The organism is Nocardia mikamii NBRC 108933, assembly GCF_001613505.1.
GTDB classification, from domain to species: Bacteria; Actinomycetota; Actinomycetes; order Mycobacteriales; family Mycobacteriaceae; genus Nocardia; species Nocardia mikamii.
Window position 1 is genome coordinate 47,294 of sequence record NZ_BDCM01000017.1, and the last position, 17,428, is coordinate 64,721.

15 protein-coding genes and 1 pseudogene are annotated in these 17,428 nt (G+C 62.4%); 5 read left to right on the forward strand and 11 right to left on the reverse strand.

What is annotated here, in order from left to right; translation table 11 throughout:
* Positions 1-54: 54 nt before the first annotated feature.
* From NMI01S_RS27135 to NMI01S_RS27145, 3 genes are read right to left on the reverse strand one after another with little or no spacing between them, the layout of a single operon-like run.
* On the reverse strand, positions 55-2,097 hold the full coding sequence (locus tag NMI01S_RS27135; RefSeq protein ID WP_218021127.1) for an acetoacetate--CoA ligase: 2,043 nt from the start codon (positions 2,095-2,097) through the stop codon (positions 55-57).
* Entirely contained in the window at positions 2,094-2,957 is an 864-nt protein-coding gene (locus NMI01S_RS27140; protein ID WP_369689934.1) for a fumarylacetoacetate hydrolase family protein, read from the reverse strand. The genes NMI01S_RS27135 and NMI01S_RS27140 overlap by 4 nt, the downstream gene beginning before the upstream one ends.
* A 37-nt stretch (positions 2,958-2,994) precedes the next feature.
* Positions 2,995-3,564, reverse strand: a complete 570-nt coding sequence (locus tag NMI01S_RS27145; RefSeq protein WP_063001554.1) for a VOC family protein — start codon at positions 3,562-3,564, stop codon at positions 2,995-2,997.
* A gap of 388 nt (positions 3,565-3,952) precedes the next feature.
* Here NMI01S_RS27145 and NMI01S_RS27150 point away from each other — a divergent pair, with 388 nt between their 5' ends.
* The 5 genes and pseudogenes from NMI01S_RS27150 (at position 3,953) to NMI01S_RS27165 (ending at position 9,367) form a co-directional block, all read left to right on the forward strand.
* Complete coding sequence (locus NMI01S_RS27150) at positions 3,953-4,528, forward strand: TetR/AcrR family transcriptional regulator (protein WP_084513322.1); 576 nt, start codon at positions 3,953-3,955, stop codon at positions 4,526-4,528.
* Positions 4,529-5,026: 498 nt separating this feature from the next.
* Complete coding sequence (locus tag NMI01S_RS27155; RefSeq protein WP_063001556.1) at positions 5,027-6,790, forward strand: FAD-dependent monooxygenase; 1,764 nt, start codon at positions 5,027-5,029, stop codon at positions 6,788-6,790.
* 297 nt (positions 6,791-7,087) lie between these two features.
* A complete protein-coding gene (locus tag NMI01S_RS27160) occupies positions 7,088-7,540 on the forward strand; it encodes a DoxX family protein (protein WP_084513323.1) in 453 nt (150 codons plus the stop codon).
* 635 nt (positions 7,541-8,175) lie between these two features.
* Positions 8,176-8,480 (forward strand): annotated as a pseudogene (locus NMI01S_RS36590) (acyl-CoA dehydrogenase family protein); the annotation flags it as partial.
* A gap of 215 nt (positions 8,481-8,695) precedes the next feature.
* Positions 8,696-9,367: a TetR/AcrR family transcriptional regulator gene (locus NMI01S_RS27165; protein ID WP_084513324.1), complete on the forward strand. Its 672-nt coding sequence runs from the start codon at positions 8,696-8,698 to the stop codon at positions 9,365-9,367.
* 250 nt (positions 9,368-9,617) lie between these two features.
* Here NMI01S_RS27165 and NMI01S_RS27170 read toward each other — a convergent pair whose 3' ends face one another.
* The 8 genes from NMI01S_RS27170 to NMI01S_RS27205 form a co-directional block, all read right to left on the reverse strand.
* Positions 9,618-10,046 (reverse strand): MaoC family dehydratase, encoded by a 429-nt coding sequence (locus NMI01S_RS27170; protein WP_063001559.1) that lies wholly within the window; start codon positions 10,044-10,046, stop codon positions 9,618-9,620.
* Positions 10,046-10,489 (reverse strand): hypothetical protein, encoded by a 444-nt coding sequence (locus NMI01S_RS27175; RefSeq protein WP_063001560.1) that lies wholly within the window; start codon positions 10,487-10,489, stop codon positions 10,046-10,048. Before NMI01S_RS27175 ends, NMI01S_RS27170 begins: the two co-directional genes overlap by 1 nt.
* A 9-nt stretch (positions 10,490-10,498) precedes the next feature.
* A complete protein-coding gene (locus tag NMI01S_RS27180; RefSeq protein ID WP_063001715.1) occupies positions 10,499-11,656 on the reverse strand; it encodes an acyl-CoA dehydrogenase family protein in 1,158 nt (385 codons plus the stop codon).
* A 48-nt stretch (positions 11,657-11,704) separates the two neighbouring features.
* Positions 11,705-12,826: a 3,4-dihydroxy-2-butanone-4-phosphate synthase gene (locus tag NMI01S_RS27185; RefSeq protein WP_063001561.1), complete on the reverse strand. Its 1,122-nt coding sequence runs from the start codon at positions 12,824-12,826 to the stop codon at positions 11,705-11,707.
* Positions 12,823-13,338: a flavin reductase family protein gene (locus NMI01S_RS27190; RefSeq protein ID WP_063001562.1), complete on the reverse strand. Its 516-nt coding sequence runs from the start codon at positions 13,336-13,338 to the stop codon at positions 12,823-12,825. Before NMI01S_RS27190 ends, NMI01S_RS27185 begins: the two co-directional genes overlap by 4 nt.
* 14 nt (positions 13,339-13,352) lie before the next feature.
* Entirely contained in the window at positions 13,353-14,534 is a 1,182-nt protein-coding gene (locus NMI01S_RS27195) for an acyl-CoA dehydrogenase family protein (protein ID WP_063001563.1), read from the reverse strand.
* A gap of 20 nt (positions 14,535-14,554) precedes the next feature.
* Positions 14,555-15,379 carry an enoyl-CoA hydratase/isomerase family protein gene (locus NMI01S_RS27200; RefSeq protein WP_063001564.1) on the reverse strand — a complete coding sequence of 275 codons (825 nt, stop codon included), beginning with the start codon at positions 15,377-15,379 and terminating at the stop codon, positions 14,555-14,557.
* Positions 15,380-15,525: 146 nt separating this feature from the next.
* Entirely contained in the window at positions 15,526-17,346 is a 1,821-nt protein-coding gene (locus NMI01S_RS27205; RefSeq protein ID WP_167669951.1) for a sigma-54-dependent Fis family transcriptional regulator, read from the reverse strand.
* Positions 17,347-17,428: the final 82 nt, after the last annotated feature.

A 17,428-nucleotide genomic window follows, 5' to 3' on the forward strand; every position in this document is an offset into this window, starting at 1 on the left:
CTGCTCGGGACCGCCCCAGGTGTGTACTACTGCGGCCTTCATTACTGACGACTCCTAATTTTTTAGAGCATGAGTAGCGGATTTCTCTTCGGCTGCCGACACTCCTCGGCCCGCCGACCACGTTCGCGAAGGGGAAAGTTGTTCGAAGAACTCGAGAGCCTCGGGATTTCTCATCGCACCGTTGGAGAAGACTTCTTCGCGCGGCGCACCGAGGAGAAGTCTTTTGACCGGGACCTCCAACTTCTTGCCCGTGAGGTTGTACGGAACGGCGGGAACGGCGACGATTTCGTCGGGAACGTGCCGGGGTGAGAGCCGCTTGCGCAGGTCGGACGAGATCCGCTTGCGCAGTGCATCGCTCAGTTCCGTGTCCTCGCGGGGTTGAACGAACAACACCAGCGTTCCCATTCCCCCATTGGGGTCGTCGAGATGGATGACAAGACTGTCGACGATTTCGTCGATGTTCTCGAGTGCGGAATAGAACTCGCTGGTGCCGAGCCGGATTCCGCCGCGGTTGAGGGTTCCGTCCGAGCGTCCCGCTATCACGCAGGCGCCGGTGGAATCGAAGCTCACCCAGTCACCGTGACGCCACTGGCCGGGATAGTGCTCGAAGTAGGCCGCGCGGTACTTGGCGCCGGCGGGGTCGTTCCAAAAGAAGACCGGCATCGACGGCATCGGGGCGGAGATGACCAGTTCACCGAGTTCGCCGACAACCTCGCGTCCGTGCTGATCGAGTGCGCGAGCGAGGACCCCCAGTGCGGGCGCCGCAATAACGCCCGCGCGCACCGGAAGCAGCGGCGCTCCCCCGACGAACGAGGTGCACACATCGGTGCCACCGCTCGTCGACTGCAGAAAGACATCGGATGAGACCGCCTGGTACACCCACCGAAAGCCCTCCGCCGGAAGGGGGGAGCCGGTGGAGAACATCCCGCGCAAACGAGTGAGATCGAAATCCTTGCTCGGTTGGAGCCCGGCCTTTCGGCAGTTCATCAAGAAGGCGGCGCCAGCGCCGAACACAGTGACCTGATGTTGTGCGACGATATGCCATAGCTCCGCCGGTGACGGATGCGTTGGGTCGCCGTCGAACAGGACGATAGCGCTGCCGACCAGCAATGCCGAGACCTGGATATTCCACATCACCCAAGTCGTGGTGCAGAAGACGAAGTAGCGATCGGTGGCGCCGAGGTCGGAATGCAGTCCCAGCGCCTTGTGCAATTCGAGAACGATGCCGCCGTGCGAGTGCACGATCGCCTTGGGAAGTCCTGTGGTTCCCGAGGAGAACAGCACCCACAGCGGATGGGCGAACGGCACGCGTTCGAATGACAGGACACCCTCTGTCGCAAGGAAATCCGTCCAGGACAGCGTCCCGGATGGGGCACTGGCCGGGTCCAGATATGGCACATGGACTGTGGTGGTGACCGTGGGCAGTCCGGCGCGGATCTCGGCGACTTCGTCGGCTCGATCGATCGGCTTGGCGCCGTACATGTACCCGTCGACGGTGAACAGAACTTTCGGTTCGAGTTGCCGCAGGCGATCGAGCACACTGCGCGTTCCGAGTTCCGGTGCACAACAAGCCCATACCGCACCGATGCTGGTCGCGGCGAGCATCGCGACGAGAGTTTCGGAGATATTCGGCAGCACGGCCACGACCCGATCACCGGGCTCGATGCCGAGTCTGCGCAGGCCCTCGGCTGCCCGGGCGACCTGGTCTCGCAGATCGGCTCGGGTCAGCGTGACCGCCTCGCTAGTCTGCGACAGTGAGGTGACGACGTGCTGGTCCGGGTCTCCGCGAAGGACGTTCTCCGCGTAGTTCAGCCGCAGGTTGGGAAACCAGCGGGCGCCGGGCATCGACCAGTCGACGAGAACCTCGCTGGGATCACCCTCGGTGGTGACGTCGAAGTATTCGCGGATCGAGTCCCAGAATGCCGACAGATCACTGGTCGACCATTCCCATAGTCGGGCATAGCCGTGAAGGTCGATTCCATATCGGCTCCCGACCCAATTCGCGTACTGTCCCATACGGCTTTTCGCCATGACCTCCTGCGACGGCGCCCATAGGATTTCTTCATCGGCGGCGTGCTCGGCGGGATCGCTGATCACTGCTGTCCCTCCGTCGAAACCATCCGGTGACGCATCGACCCGATCCCCTCGATGGAGGTGACCAGTTCGTCGCCGTGCTGGAGGAAACGCTGCGGGGTGCGGGCAAATCCGACACCGGAGGGGGTACCGGTGAATATCAGATCGCCGGGCAGAAGCGGAAGGATGCCGGACAGATACGACACGAGTGTCGGGACGCCGAAGATAAGGTCTCCTGTGCGCGACTCCTGCACCGTCTCCTGGCCGATCGCACACGAGATCGCCAGGTCGTTCGGATCGGCGAACGCGTCCGGCGTCACCAGGGCAGGCCCCAGTGGCGCAAACCCGGGATAGGACTTGGCGAGACTAAATTGCTGCGGCACCGGCGGTTTGACCTGCAGGTTTCGTTCCGAAAGATCCTGTCCGACGGTCAGGCCCGCAACGTAGTCCCATGCGGATTCTTCCCGAACGCCCTCGGCGCGTCGCCCGATCACCGCCACCAATTCGACTTCCCAGTCCACTGATCCCGGAGGCATAGTGATCGTGCCGAACGGGCCGGTGATGGATGAGGCGAACTTTGTGAACACCATCGGGGTGTCGGGGAGGTCGATGCTGTTCTCCTCGGCATGGCCGCGGTAGTTCAGCCCGATCGCGAAGATCTGGCGAGGTGTCCCCACGGGCGGGCCGAGCCGGGCCGGATCCACATCCTCGCCCTCGGGATCATCGAGACCCTCGGCCCAGTGCCGGAGTTCGTCCCAACGTTCGAACGCCTCTTGCAGGTCCGGGGAGAACTTGCCGTTGCTTGCTCGTTTCACGTCGACCGCAGCACCGTTCCGCTCAAGTGCCAGTCGGCCGTCGACATTCAGTAGTCGCATCCTGGACATTTCCATTCTCGGTCGCTTGACGATATGTACGTGCGCTTCAGGTCGTCAGCATTTCCATGACGTTGACCTGCTCGTTGCCAAGAGCCCATGCGCGGGTGGTCAGTTCGGCCTGCGGGACTCCCGACTTGTAGGCCTCGGCGAGGGCTCCGGCGTCGAAGCTGGGGCCGATGGAATCGGCGCCGTACTCGTCTCCGTGCATATACTCGGTGGCCTCCTCCGCGGTGGCGAAGTTGTCGATCTGGAGTTCGACCATGTTGCCGTCCGGATCGCGGTAGTACAGCGAAGTCGTGACCCCGTGCTGCACGGGCACGCGAGGCTCGATGCCCTTCTCCCGCAGTTCGAGATATTTGTCGACCAGATCCCCCAGAGCGGGGAAGGTGAACGCGGTGTGCGCCAAACCCACGGTGACGGGGGTCCGCTCAGGCAGGCCGCCTCCCGGCGGTCCGAAAAGAGCCACACGGTGGTGTTCTTCGTCCGTGGTCAGAAAACACATCACGGGGCTCTCGAAGACGACTCGGGCTCCGAGTACGTCGATGTACCACTGCCGCATGGCGGGCAGCCGGTTGGTCTGCAGCACGAGATGGGCGAGGCGCGGATTCACAGTCATAACTTCTCCGATAGGTCCACACAGGGGCACGTCTTCGTTGGATACGTAGACGAGGGCACGTCCGGCACGACGGGACATCCGGCCGGAGGGGTGGGCGCCGGCTCGGTCTGTCCCGATAGGCCGTGCGCTGCCTCACACCGTAACCCTCGGGTGACTTTGAGTCAATGACTTCGAATCGGTCTACCGATAGGCTCGAACACAGTCGGTCATAATCAAATCGCGCAGGGCTCGACTGAGCTGAAGCCCGAGTGGTCATCAACGGAAGGTCGACAGTGGGCACGAGAACGACGTCGCGGCAACTTCAAGCAGAAGAGACACGGCGTAAAGTCCTCAAGGTCGCCATCGACGCGTTTGCCCAGCGTCGCTACGACGATGTCGCAGTCGTGATATCGCCTCGGCAGCCAGAGTCGCTCACGGCTTGTTGTTCCACTACTTCAAGAGCAAGCGCGGCATCTACCTCGCCGCAATGGGTGAAGCCTCACGAGGTCTCGACGCTGCACACCAGGTCGATCCCCGCCTGCCGGCGGGCGGACAGATGCGCCAGCTCTATCGCAACCACTTCTTCTACCTCGCCGGGCACGAGGGGCTTGCTCTTCGCCTGACCCTGAGTGGTCGCGGGACGGACCCCGAGGCTTGGCGACCGGTCGAGGAGGGACGTCGGCGATCACTCGAGTGGGGGCTCGCCCTGCTCGGGCTGGATCCAGGTAATGACGCGCTACGGATGATGCTGCGGGCCGCCATCTCTTTCGCCGACGAAACCGCTGTGCAGTGGCACAAACTGGGCCATCGGTTCGATGTCGAACTCATCGCCGACGCGCTCCTCGATCAGACCATCGCCGCGCTCCGCGGGGCGGCTCGACTGGATCCGTCGCTCGACGTCGAAGATGCGATTACGCAGCTGCAAAAGGCCACGATCGATTCCCCTGCACGATGTAGCGCGCCGCGACCACGTTCGTCGACGTAGCCGCAAATTATGCGCACCGACAGGGTGGGAGTTTGCGTGGTCCGGGTCGTTGATCACGCCGCGAAAGCGATCCGCAATAGGTCGCGATGTCTGCCAGATTGTGCCGTAGGCGAGACCTTTCCGCTTACGCACGCGCCATGACCAGCAGGGAAACTGCTGACTGGCGATCATTGACAGCAAGTCAACGTGATGGTTAAGCTGTGACCCACACGATGTGATTTGGCGCACGGCCGCCTCCTCCTGGGGTGTACCGATGAACCTGTAGCGGCGAAGGGCGTGCGGCGACGTATCGCAGCACCCGTCATCCGTACAACCCGACCAACAAAAGAAACTCGAGGCGCCGGCGGAACGGGTCCCGAGGCGAAGCGTGACGGAAAGTCTGCCCCGAGCGCTGCACGATCCCGGGTCGGCCGGGTTCTATGAGCAATTTATCGACCAACTCCACCAGCTCATCACCGCATGAGCCACCCCCGACGCAAATAAAGAAAGTGATAAAGCATGTCTGAGATTCGAGTACCCGTCCTCATCGTCGGTGGTGGCGGCGCGGGGTTGACCTCGTCGATCTTCCTGTCCTCGCACGGCGTAGACCACTTGCTGGTCGAACGGCACGAGGGCACCTCCGTCCTGCCCAAAGCGCACTATCTCAACCAACGATTCATGGAAATCATGCGACAGCACAACGTCGCGGATGCCATCTACGCGGGCGGTGCATCGCTGGAACAAATGGGAAAGGTCGCGTGGTACACCTCGCTGGGCGGTGACGGCCCACTCGATGCGAAGACCTTTGGCAAAATGGATGCTTTCGGCGGCGGTGACATGACCGAACGGTATCTGAAAGACAGCCCCTGCCGGTCGACGAACTTTCCGCAGCTCCGCTTGGAACCGCTGTTGAAGCAGGCCGCAGAGGATCGGGCGCCAGGTAGGGTGCTCTTTCACCACGAGCTCACCGAAGTGACACAGGACGCCGACGGCGTGACCGCGACAATTCTCAATCGGGCAACGGGTGAAACCATGACGGTGCGGTCCGATTATCTCGTCGCCGCGGACGGCGGAAAAACAATCGGTAAGGCAATCGGTGCGACCATGATCGGACCGAAGAATCTGATCCACATCGTCTCGACGCACTTCACGGCAGATCTGTCGCCGTGGTGGGATGACGAGGTACTCATCGCGCACTTCGTCAATCCCACGTCGGGCGCATACCCTGCAGGCGGCAACCTGGTGCCGCTCGGCCCGACCTGGGGTAAGCACTCCGAGGAATGGCAGTTCCACTTCGCGTACTCGCCTACCGACGAGACGGACCTCAGCCCAGACTTCCTCGTTCCGAAGATCCGCGAGCTGCTCAAGGTCGGGGATCTCGACATCGAGGTCAACAAGACTAGCCACTGGATGGTCGAGGGAAGTATCGCCAGCAAGTTTCAGGAGGGCAGAATTTTCCTCGTCGGCGATGCCGCCCACAAGCACCCACCGACCACCGGCCTGGGCCTCAACACCTGCGTCCAGGACGCACACAACCTGGCCTGGAAACTCGCGGCCGTAATCAAGGGCCACGCGGCGCCGGAATTGCTCGATACATATCAAGCCGAGCGCATGCCTGTCGCCATGCGCGTCGTCGACTGGGCCTTGTTCACCCTGCAAAACCACTTCGTCGTGGACGCCGGTATCGGCATGATGCCGATACCGCTCCCACCGGAAATGCATCAGGCGATCCTCGACATCTTCTTTTCCGACACCCCAATGGGTGAATCGCGGCGTGCACGGTTCGGTGAAGCAGTGGCTACCCAGCGGATCGAATTCCAGGCACACGATTTGGAGATCGGATACTCCTACCCGGTCGGCGCCGTGGTGGCAGACGGCTCTACCCCACCGCCGACAGATCCGATGGGATCGATCTATTACCCCACTTCACGTCCAGGACATCGCTTGCCACATGCCTGGCTCGAACAGAATGGACAGCGCTTCTCCACGCACGACCTCGTCGGCGCTGCCGGCGAATTCACGCTGATCACCGGGTGTGATGGTGCGGTATGGAAGGCAGCTGCGGCGGCGGCCGCCGAGAAGTTCGGCATAGGAATACGGATCGTCGCAATCGGACCGGACTACGCCGATGTAGATGGGCAGTGGGCGGAGGTACGCGAAATCGGTGACAACGGCGCGATACTCGTCCGACCCGACAATATCGTCGGCTGGCGCAGCACCGACGCCGCCGAACCCGCAGTGCATTCGTTCGTTGGCGCCGTCGGCACCATCCTCGGTCGCTGACCTCTCGTCGGGGAACTGTTCGACAACGCAGTTCTCGAGGTAGGCGAAGGTGCCCATGACCGGCCGTGGTAGGCACCCCACCCGAGCCGGTTTCGGGGACGTGTATCGCTGCACCCAAGCAGCCTTGGGTGCGGTGTGCCGAATCTGTTGCGTGCGCTTTTCCTCACCGCTCATATCGCGATTCGCAATATGAGCGGTGCCTGGAAAAATCGACATCACATGTTATGCGGAACGAGCGCACACTGCGGGGCAGCACACGCGCCGAAGGTTGTCGGGTCGATGCCCACATCAATTTAAATGTTAGCAATCGGCGACAGATCCCATATCGAGAATGTATTTACCGAAACGGCTTCATCCGACGACCACATCGTTCAACAAATCTGGAGAGCATCAATGCACGTCGCCAGCATTGTAATAGCAATTTTTCTCGCTGTATTTTTCGGTTTCCTCGGTGTAAGCAAGGTGATCGGCACCAAGACTGTCAATGCGCTGCTTGCACACGTAGGGGTGAGTCCTTCTCTCGGCCGAGCGATCGGTGGCGCGGAATGTCTTGCGGCTCTGGGGTTTTTCGGCGCCGCGTTGTGGATAAAGGCAGCCGGTATCGCCGCCGCCATCGGTGTTGTATTGTTGATGTTCGGAGCCGTCTACTACCATCTGCGTGCCGGTGACAGGAATCCGAAAGACCTCGCTCCGGCCATTGTGATCGCAATCCTATCCGTCGCAGTACTCGGCTTGCTAGCGACGGCGTAGCCGCGACAACGCGATTGCGGAACTCCGTCAGGTCAGGCCCACCACCAGGCGGGTCTGTGACCGTCGTCTCGCGCGCCTGCGACTGGTAGTACGGCACCACGGAGGCGCCACCCTTTTTCCGCAAATGCCGCACCATTGCGGCGATGTCGAGCAGCACGTTCTCGTTGATCAGAGAAGAATCGTTGCCGACGTATCACGACTGCCGTGTCGGGGCGACTACGCTGCGCGACCACTTCGCTCGCCCACACCGTCGCTGCAAGCTGCGCGACGCCGGAGTAGATATCGATGTGCGAACTCGGCACAGCCGGCGCCGCGAGCAGATTTCGTTGGACTTTGATCCCCGTTGCTGAAGTGCTCGTTATGTTCACCCGTCGAGCGTGACACCGGGCACATTTCAGAAGTATGTCGATCAGAGCGAACAGGCGGACGAATCCGCGCAGCACTCTCGACAGCGTTACCCGCACGCCGGTAGAAACCGGACAAGCTGAAATCACTGGTGTTCGCCCCAGGGGGCCGGGACAATGAACTCAGCGGCCGTCCTGGCGAGATCTGTACAGCCAATCGTGGATCTGCAAAACGGCACGCAAATTCGTCGTCGTGGAATTGTCGTTAGCGCACAGATGCCAGCGGAATTCCAGCATGTCCGGTTCGGGATGATCGAGATGCAAACCTAAGTCGACATCGCCGCGCATATGCCGACAAACCCGCCCTGGCCTACAACGCCAGTCAGCGGGACCTCGATCGACGCAGTGAAAGGCAAGTAGGACATCAGCGTGCTGCAGGAGCGCAGGATAGACCGTGCCTGCAATTTCACGGTGGATACGGCTATATGGGCGAATACCTCGTCGCCAAGGCATACACCGACACTCGAATCCGGACCATCTATGGTGGCACCACCGAGATCATGAAGGATCTGATCGGACGAGCAATCGCCAGCTGATCGTTGCGGTCGCACAACGAATTCGCGCGAGGCCCGGAACCTTGCAGGGTCCGCGCAGACGTCGAGAACGAATACGCCGGCCTTGGCGATCGGCGGTGACTCGGCGGTAAAAGTCATCGACGCTGTATCAATGACGTAGAATCAACGCAGGCTTCGACCGGCCGACGGGGCCTGCGGACCGGTATCCACCGTTTGCCAACCCAGGAAGGACGCGGATGCCTGCGACGACCACGAAGAGGCACACGACCACTCGAGCTGCCCGCGCCGCCGAAACCCGTCAACGTTTGATCGACACGGCGATCGAGGAGTTCTCGACCAAGCATTACGACGCCGTGACGGTCGGCGAGATCGCGAAGTCGGCGGGCGTCGCACATGGACTCCTGTTCCACTACTTCGGCAACAAACGCGGTATCTATCTGGAGGCGATGCGGGAAGCGGCACGCAATCTCGATGTCTCCGAGAATATTCCGACCGAGGGACCGGCCGGCGAGCGAATCCGCGCACTATTTTCGGCGAACCTGCACTACCTTGCCGAACATCGCGGCCTGGCCAGACGACTCGTGCTTGGCGGTCGAGGCGCCGACCCAGAGGCGTGGGAGCTCTTCGAAGCCGATCGCTGGCGGGCGATCGAATGGGCCGCGAGATTACTTCGCCTCGACCCAACGGCCAAGGCGATCCGAATGATGCTTCGCACAGCGGTCAGCTCCGTCGACGAAGCAATCGCCTACTGGATCGATGCGGACCAGCCGTTCGACGCCGACTCTGTGGTCGAAGCCCTCGTCGACCTGACCGCAACCAGTCTCCGATGCGCAGCTCGCCTCGATCCGACGCTGGCGGTGGCGGTGGACGAAGCGATAAGACTGCTCGAGCTGGAAAGAAGTTTGTAACGCGGCTACGGGCGTTACCGGCAAGGCGGGGCTGCACCTACAGACCCGCCTACCTCACCGCTGCGGAGCTCTGCGCTAGCGGCGCCAGATCGTAGGCCAGTGACTGATCGTCCCAGGGCGCGGCTATACCCCTTTGACAATGACTTGCACAGAAGAACGGAGGTGATATAACGGACGACAAGGCCGCTCTACAGAAGAACGGGAGCGCGGTGTGTCGAACCAGTCGAATTTCGTGCGAGCCTTGGAGGTGTCAGGCGCCGCGCGAGGGCAGAACGACGGTCGCGCTACCGGCAATGGCACGGCGTCCATCAGCCTCGGCCCAGAGTGCGCATTCGACCAGAAGGCCGCCATCCGCGGGAGAGACCGCGGTGACGTCTCCCCCGACTGTCACGTCGTCACCAGCGAAGACATTCGCCCGGAATGAGCACGTGATTGAGCGCAAAGCCGTTCGTGAACCGGACCATTCGGTGACCAGGTCCAACACATAGGCCATGGTGGTTCCGCCCTGGTTGACTTCTCGGTCGCCCAAGCCGGCCTGCGCCAGTGCTGCTAAATCGAAATGGATAGGGTTGGGGTCGCGCAGGATCAGCGCGACCTGTTTGATGTGCTCGGCGCTAACCGCGGTTATTCGACGCTCCGGCAACTGCGTGCCGATTCGGATATCCTGACCTGCGTCCATCAGTGGCTTCCTCGCTTGAACAGGTAGGTGCTCGTCACAGTTCCCGCATGGATCCGCTCGTCGCTGGCGATCTCGGTTCGCACGACAAGATTGTCGAGTCGTGCCCCGTCGCGAGTCGTGCGCGAACCCGCAGCGCTGATCGTTGCCGCGGCGCGGTAGCGCTCACCGACCTGTAACGCGGTGGCCTGTTCGATCGCGCACTGACCGAACAGCAACGTGTCCTGCTCGGTTTTGCCCGCCAAATCGCACAGGTCGGTAACACTGATCCCGAGACAGCGCAGCGAAATCACCACAAACCACATGGGATGTGCGAACTTCTGATCGCTTTCAGGGGCGCGCACGGCGTGTTGCAGGATCGCGTCTTCATGCGGTTCGATCACCAGCTCCCCTCCGGGCAGCTGCTTGCCTTCCAATGAACGGAGATATTCGAGCGTGACGGTCATCCAGACTCCTCAGTAGGATCGCGGCAATCCGAGGGTGTGTTGCGCGACGTAGTTGAGCACCATCTGTGTGGAGACGGGGGCCACCTGTTGCAACCGCACGATGCCCCAGAGGTCCGCGAGACCGTACTCATGTGCCATACCGTTGCCGCCATGCATTTGGATCGCGGTGTCCAATGCTTTGTGGCCGGCCCGCGACGCCAGAAACTTGGCCATATTCGCTGTCTCACCGGCACCGAGGCCAGCGTCGAACTCCGCAGCCGCCCGCCAGGTCATCTCCCGGGCCGCTGCCAGCTCGATGGCTGCCTCGGCCAACGGATGCTGGACACCCTGGTATGTCCCCACCGGTACTCCCCAGACGTTGCGTTCGTTGACGTAGCGGACCGCCTTGTCGATCGCATATCGGGCGACCCCGGTACAGATGACCGCGCTGAGCACTCGTTCGGGGTTGAGACCGTCGAACAGCGCCACTAGTCCTTTTCCAACGTCGCCGACCACGGACTCAGCTGGGAGGCGCAGTTCCTCGAAAAACAATGTGAACTGCCGTTCCGGGGCCTGTAATGCTGTCGGGATGAGTTGGCGTCGCAGTCCCGCAGCGTCGGGATCATCCACGATGAACAGGGTCAGCAGGCCTCGGCCTGTCCGCTCATCGGTTCCGGTGCGCGCGACAAGCAGGAAATGGTCACAGTGGTCCACACCGGAGATGTAGTACTTGGTGCCACGCACCACCCAGTCGTCGCCGTCTCGCTTGGCCGTAGTAGACACATTGTGCGAGTTCGAGCCAGCATCCGGCTCGGTCAGGGCGAAAACGAATTTCTCGGCGCCACTGGCAATTCCCGGGAGATAGCGCTGCTTTTGTTCGGCGTTTCCATGCAATGCCAGCACGCTACCCGCGATGCCCTGGGACAACACCATCGCCAGCTCGGGGCATCCGCCCGCCGACAACTCTTCGAGCACGATTGCCAGTTCGGTCAGACCGACGCCGCCGCCACCATACTCTTCGGGGATGTTCAGGCCGAGATAGCCACCGCGGCCGAGCTGGTCCCACAGGTCCGTCATAGGCTCGCCAGTTGCGGCGCAGGCCTGGTAATACTCGTGCCCGAACTTCGCGACGATGCCGGCAACGGTCGTGCGGAGGGCTATCTCTTCGTCACTGGGACGAAGCGGCAGCGACCTGTCAGCGGAATTCATCGAATAGTTTCGCTTTCTGTTGAGAAATCATGCAATTGCAGCGACGGCCAGCTCGTGCATGTGGGTCGGCAGGCCCCGATCCTGGAATGCCGCACGGTCTCCCGCGTTGTCCTCGAGCAGGCAGACCGAACGCACGCCGATATCCTGGGCAATGTTCGCCGCGACATACGACAGCCACCGATCACGCTGACGGGGCTGATGGACGAGATCACATTGTGTACCGCCCTCGAGCGGCCGAAGGTAGATCACCACACCGCATCCCGCCGACGCGATGGTCACCACTGCACGCTCCAGGCGTTGACGACAGCCACATTCGGACGACCCGAACACATCGCCGGTCAGACATTCTTGGTGGACGTATACCGGCACATTCTCGGCCGCAGCGGGTTCGCCGGTGACGACGGCGACATGCTCCGCGCCGTCGATCGAGCCGCGGTAGCCCAGCATGCGGGTCGCACCCGCTCGCAGCGGCAATCGAGCAGTCGCGAGGCGCGACACCAGCGGGTCCACACTCATCCGGTACGCAATCACATCACTGATCGAGATCGTGACGAGTCTGTGGATCTCGGCAAACTCGTTCAATTCGCTCCCCTGCGCCACGTCCGTCGGACGTCGCTGGCTGACCAAGGCAGCGAACAGAGCCACCGGTCGACATCCTGCGGCCGCAGCGAGGTCGGAGGCCGCCTCGGCGACGTTGTTTCGTCTCAGTACACCGTCGGGAGATGTCTGTACCGGGATCACGTGGCCCGGGCGAGTGAAGTCATCGGCCGAGGATGCGGGGTCGGCCAACATCGAAGCAGTGCGGGCACGATCGTGCGCCGAAATCCCGGTCGAAATTCCACTCGCCGCGTCGACAGCTACACACGCGTTGAACGCGCCGGAATCACTTGCGGCACCGGCCATTGCGGGTATCGCCAAGCGGTCACAATCGGGCTTCGGCAAGGCGACACACAACAGGCCGGATGAATGGGTAATGAAGAACGCCACCGTGCTGGTGGTCGCCGCCTCGGCAGCCATGATCAGGTACCCATCCGAGGCCGATGTCCGGTCGTCGACCAAGACCACCGGTGACCCGGCAGCCATGGCCGTCCCCGCTCGCCGCAGCCGGTTTGCCGCAGTATCGGCGCCGACGATGAATTGGGTGGTCATGACGCCACCGTGAGGTCGTTGCCGTCGAGCCTCCGGAAGCGGCTGCCGTGGAAAACGAGGGGAGCTACATCCGGTGTCGTTCGCAGCGCGTGCACTTCCAGGAGGACGACCACATGGTCACCAGCAGGGACCTCCGTATGAATGGAGCAGTCGAACCACGCCGTGGCGCCCAGAACGAACAAAGCTCCGCTCTCGCTCGCTTCCCATGACAAGTCGGCAAAGCGGTCACCATTCTTCATCGACAGCCGCCGGCCCGCCGCTGCTTGGTCCTCTGCAAGCACGCTCAGGCCAAGCTTGGGATGCCGCCGCAAAACTGGCCACGTGGTGGAGGTGTTTTGCACACACACCGACAGGAGTGGCGGGTCCAGCGATACAGAGGTGAAAGAGCTCACGGCCATACCAACCGGCCCCCGTTCGGAGGAGGCGCATACAGCAGTCACACCGGTGGGGAAGCAAGCAAATGCCTGGCGCAACACCGTCGTGCGTTCTGCTGCCGATTCGATGGCGATCACGACATACTCCCGTCTCAGCTGCGCGGCAACCCGAGCACACGCTCGCCGATGTAGTTGAGGATTGACTCGTTGTTCAGTGGTGCGATCTGAAGTACGCGCACCATCGGCCACACAGTGATCACGTCGGTTTCGTATACGAACGCGGAACCACCATGGGTCTGGATCGCCGCCTCGACCGCGTTCAGCGCGGCCCGGCTGCCGAGCAGTTTCGCCATGTTGGCCTCGTCGCCCGCGTCGCGCCCGCTGTCATAAGCTGCTGCCGCCGAGTACATGACCTGACGAGCGGCTTCCATCTCGGCTTTCGCCAAGGCCAACGGATGCTGAACGGCTTGATGGGCTCCGATCGGGGTACCGAACGGAGCACGCACTTTCGCATAATCCACCGCCTTGCGCAGCGCATAATCGCCCAAGCCCAGCGCCCACGCCGCAACCGTGACCCGCTCCTGGTTGAGACACGACAACAGGTGGTCGAAGCCCAGCCCGTCATCCCCGATCAGTGCCTCAGCGGGCACTTCGACATCATCGAAGAACACCTCGTACTGGTTCTCCGGCGCGTACCACTCGATGTCGAGCCGGCGCAGTTCGATACCTGGCAGCGACATGTCCACGACGAAGAGGCCGAAACCCTTTCTGCGGCCAACTTTTTCACCCGGCGGGGCCGTACGCGCGAGCAGCAGAATGTGATCGGATTCGTTGGCACCCGAGATGAAAACCTTCTGGCCCGAAATGCGGTAACTGCCATCCGCTGTCGGCCGCGCCACCGTACGGGCGGCGAAGGAGTTCGTCCCTGCTTCCGGCTCGGTGACTCCCAGGCAAATCTTGCGTTTGCCCGAAATGGAGGCCACGACATGACTTTTGATCTGCTGGTCGGAACCGTGACGCAGAATCGCTTCACGCGAAAACGTGGTCAGCGAATATTGCAGGGGCGGCACGCCAGCCCGCGCCAATGCCTCCATCACCGCGACCGTACCGGTCAATCCACCGCCCGCGCCTCCGAATTCCGGGGGTACTCCGACCGCGAGCAGATCGGCGGCCGCCAATGCGTCCCACAGTTCTCTGGCGTGGCCGCCCTCCCGGGCGCGCTGCAGATACAGCGACCGCGGAAACTCCGCCGCGATTCCTTGGACCGCCTCGAAGACCGAACCGACGAGATCGCGGCTCTCCGGATGAAGCGTTGGCATAGCGTCGACATTCATACCTACGTATCTCCTGTTACTCAGCGGTTCCGATACAGAGGCGAACGTTTCGCCGTGAAGGCGCGTGGGCCCTCCACGGCGTCCTCGGTGCGGAGCACGCGTTCGTTGAGCGCAAGCTCCAACGGGAAGCGAGACTCATTGCCCCATGCGCGCACGGCGATCTCCTTGGCTGTGCGTACCGCGATCGGCGCGTTGCGCGCGATGCCGTGCGCGATCTCCATTGCCCGCTTGAGCACCACGTCCCCTGGAACGACCTCGTTGACCAGACCGCACTGCGCCGCTCGGCCCGCATCGATGTGATCGCCGGTCAGCAACAACTGCATGGCAATAGCCCACGGAATCTGTTGAGGCAACCTGATATGCGAGCCGCCACCAGGCACCAGGCCCCAGCGCACTTCCGGCAGTCCGAATACCGCATGCTCGGCCGCCACCCTGATATCGGTGCCGAGCAGAATCTCCAGCCCACCCGCTACACAAAGCCCGTTGACAGCCGCGACAACCGGCGTGAACAGATCCGAGAAGAAGCGCTTGGACGGATCCGGGATCATGATGTCCAGCTCGCCCTTGGTCAGTCGGGGAATCAGTTCGCCGAGGTCACCGCCAGCGCTGAATGCTTTGCCACCGGCGCCTGTCAGCACGATCGCTCGCACGTCCTCGTCGCTGCGCGCCGCCTCGATCGCCTCTGCCAATCGGCGAATCATCCGCACAGTCAAGGCGTTGTGCGCCGACGGACGGTCCAGAGTGATCAGAGCAACCGGGCCGGCGACCGAATAGCCGATATCGCCGTCTGCGACGGCTGCCGGTCCCCCGACCTCGGCGGCCGAGCCGTTTTCGATGGCAGTCATGGGCCTCACCTCCTCGTTCACAATGAACGTAAGGGTGGTATGGCCCGCAAAGTTGTCGCATCGTGGTACACATCAGCTGCGCAATGGCAGCTGCGCGCACCGACCGGCCCCGACGGCCTCAGCAGCCGGGGCCGGTCGAGGGAAAATCAGAATGCCATTGTCGACAGGTCGATCCCCAACGCCCGCATCTTGCGATACAGCGTCGAGCGGGCGATTCCGAGGGCGTCAGCGGCCCGATTCTTGTTGCCGCCGGCCTCACGCAGCGCTGCAATGATTGCGGTCGCCTCCACCTGCTCCAACCCGAGCAGCTGGCGACGAGACGCCTTGGCCACCACATCGACCGGAAGATCGCCCGCGTTGATGTAACCATTTCCGTTGTCGCGCAACACTTCCAGCACCACAGCCTCGAGCGATACGATATTGCCGGGCCACGGCAGCCGCGATAAGGTCTGTACGGCGTCGGGCATCCAACGGATGGCGCGGGGGGCACGTCCCAGTCGCTCGAAGGAGGCTTTGGTCAATGCATCTAGTAACGATGGCAGGTCCTCGAGTCGCTCCCGCAGGGCTGGGACAGGTAGCACTGCGGTGAACTCTGCGAGCAGTGGATCAATGCCGGAGACGGCCGAGCTGTTTGCAGTCGCGAGCACCCGCACCGATACGCCCTGGTGTGCTCGAATGAGGTTTGCCGCGGCGGTGGATGTCGTTGCATCCAGTTCGTCGCAGCGGCGAATGATCAAAGCGGATGGGGTCGCGCCGCGCAGTCGGTTCTCCAGCTGGCGCAGCCATGCTTGCGTTCCGTTGATCGCTGCATCCGCCGAGTCCAGTACCGCGACCGGACCGTTGCCGGCGATCGCTTTGGCGACGGCCAGCTTGCCGGTGCCCTTCTCACCCGTGATCAGAACAGGATCGGCTCCAAGCCGACCTGCCTGTCGGCACAGTTCCCGCCACCGCGGGCCTTTGCCGACGAGGCTCCCTAGGTCCGGACCGCTGTGCACGGTTGACGTGGCTCGCGTCGCCGCTCGCTCGACGACCGGCCGGATTTTCAGCAGCGCGCCGACCCGCTCACCTCCGTCGCCGATCTCCCGGCAATCGACCGAAACAACCGTACCGTTGGTTAGTACCAGGCGTTCAGCCTCTTGACGACGCTCTTGAATCGACCGTGACGCGTGTTCCCATAGCCGTGCCTGATCGACCGATGTGAGCAACCTGGCGGCTGTGGCGTTGGTGATGATCGTCTGCTCGTTCAAGACCACCAGTGGGTGCCGGGCGTCCCTGTTTTCGGTTAGGTAGGCGTTCAACAGCGTCCGCTCGCAGCGGGTCGCCGATTCTTGGAAAGTACGCTGAATGTCACGGACCAGTTCCATTACCCAGGACAGCAAGACCGGGCTGGTGTCCTCGTAGCGGCACGTCAAGTTCAGTGAGCCGACGACGCGGTGCGTGACCGGATGCACTACTGGCACCCCCGCGGACGTCACCTCGGCATAGTCTTCGCTGAAGTGTTCCGGTCCGCGAACGAGAGTCGGTCGGCCACTGAGCAGGCAGATGCCGCTCGAGGTTCCTATGACGGTTTCATCGACGGAGAACGCGGGCGATATGTCGTAACGTCCGAGCCACTGACGCAACTTCTGGTCACGCACCCACTGGCGTATTACTGTCCCCTCACTATCAGTGAGTGTGAGGCCGCACATGGACTGATCGAGCGCCGCGTCGCGTTGGGCGAGAACCGCATCGACGGTGCGCGTCAGCTGCGTATCGAGGTCGATGTCTCCGACACGCACCGGCCTGATGCCGCGGGGTGCAAGACCGTAACGAACCGAGCGCCGCCAGGATTCAAGTACTTGCGGGGTGATTCCGGCCGCCTGCATGTCGGCTGTGGCGGCCGTTCCGGTCGACAGAAATGCGTCGCGCACGCGCCTGATCTGCTCGAATCTCGCATCTTTTCGCTGGTTGGGGTCCAGCGCTGCCACTGCGCCCGTTCTGAGGCCTGCACGCATAGTGGGAGATGCGGTAGTCACGCACACGCCCTTCCTTTGAGCCCGACACCAGTCG

Coding starts and splice junctions, on each gene's coding strand:
- NMI01S_RS27160 (WP_084513323.1), top strand. CDS start 7,088: ATGTTAGCAATCGGCGACAGATCCCATATCGAGAATGTATTTACCGAA.
- NMI01S_RS27195 (WP_063001563.1), bottom strand. CDS start 14,534: ATGAATGTCGACGCTATGCCAACGCTTCATCCGGAGAGCCGCGATCTC.
- NMI01S_RS27140 (WP_369689934.1), bottom strand. CDS start 2,957: ATGTCCAGGATGCGACTACTGAATGTCGACGGCCGACTGGCACTTGAG.
- NMI01S_RS27200 (WP_063001564.1), bottom strand. CDS start 15,379: ATGACTGCCATCGAAAACGGCTCGGCCGCCGAGGTCGGGGGACCGGCA.
- NMI01S_RS27170 (WP_063001559.1), bottom strand. CDS start 10,046: ATGGACGCAGGTCAGGATATCCGAATCGGCACGCAGTTGCCGGAGCGT.
- NMI01S_RS27175 (WP_063001560.1), bottom strand. CDS start 10,489: ATGACCGTCACGCTCGAATATCTCCGTTCATTGGAAGGCAAGCAGCTG.
- NMI01S_RS27155 (WP_063001556.1), top strand. CDS start 5,027: ATGTCTGAGATTCGAGTACCCGTCCTCATCGTCGGTGGTGGCGGCGCG.
- NMI01S_RS27185 (WP_063001561.1), bottom strand. CDS start 12,826: ATGACCACCCAATTCATCGTCGGCGCCGATACTGCGGCAAACCGGCTG.
- NMI01S_RS27145 (WP_063001554.1), bottom strand. CDS start 3,564: ATGACTGTGAATCCGCGCCTCGCCCATCTCGTGCTGCAGACCAACCGG.
- NMI01S_RS27165 (WP_084513324.1), top strand. CDS start 8,696: ATGCCTGCGACGACCACGAAGAGGCACACGACCACTCGAGCTGCCCGC.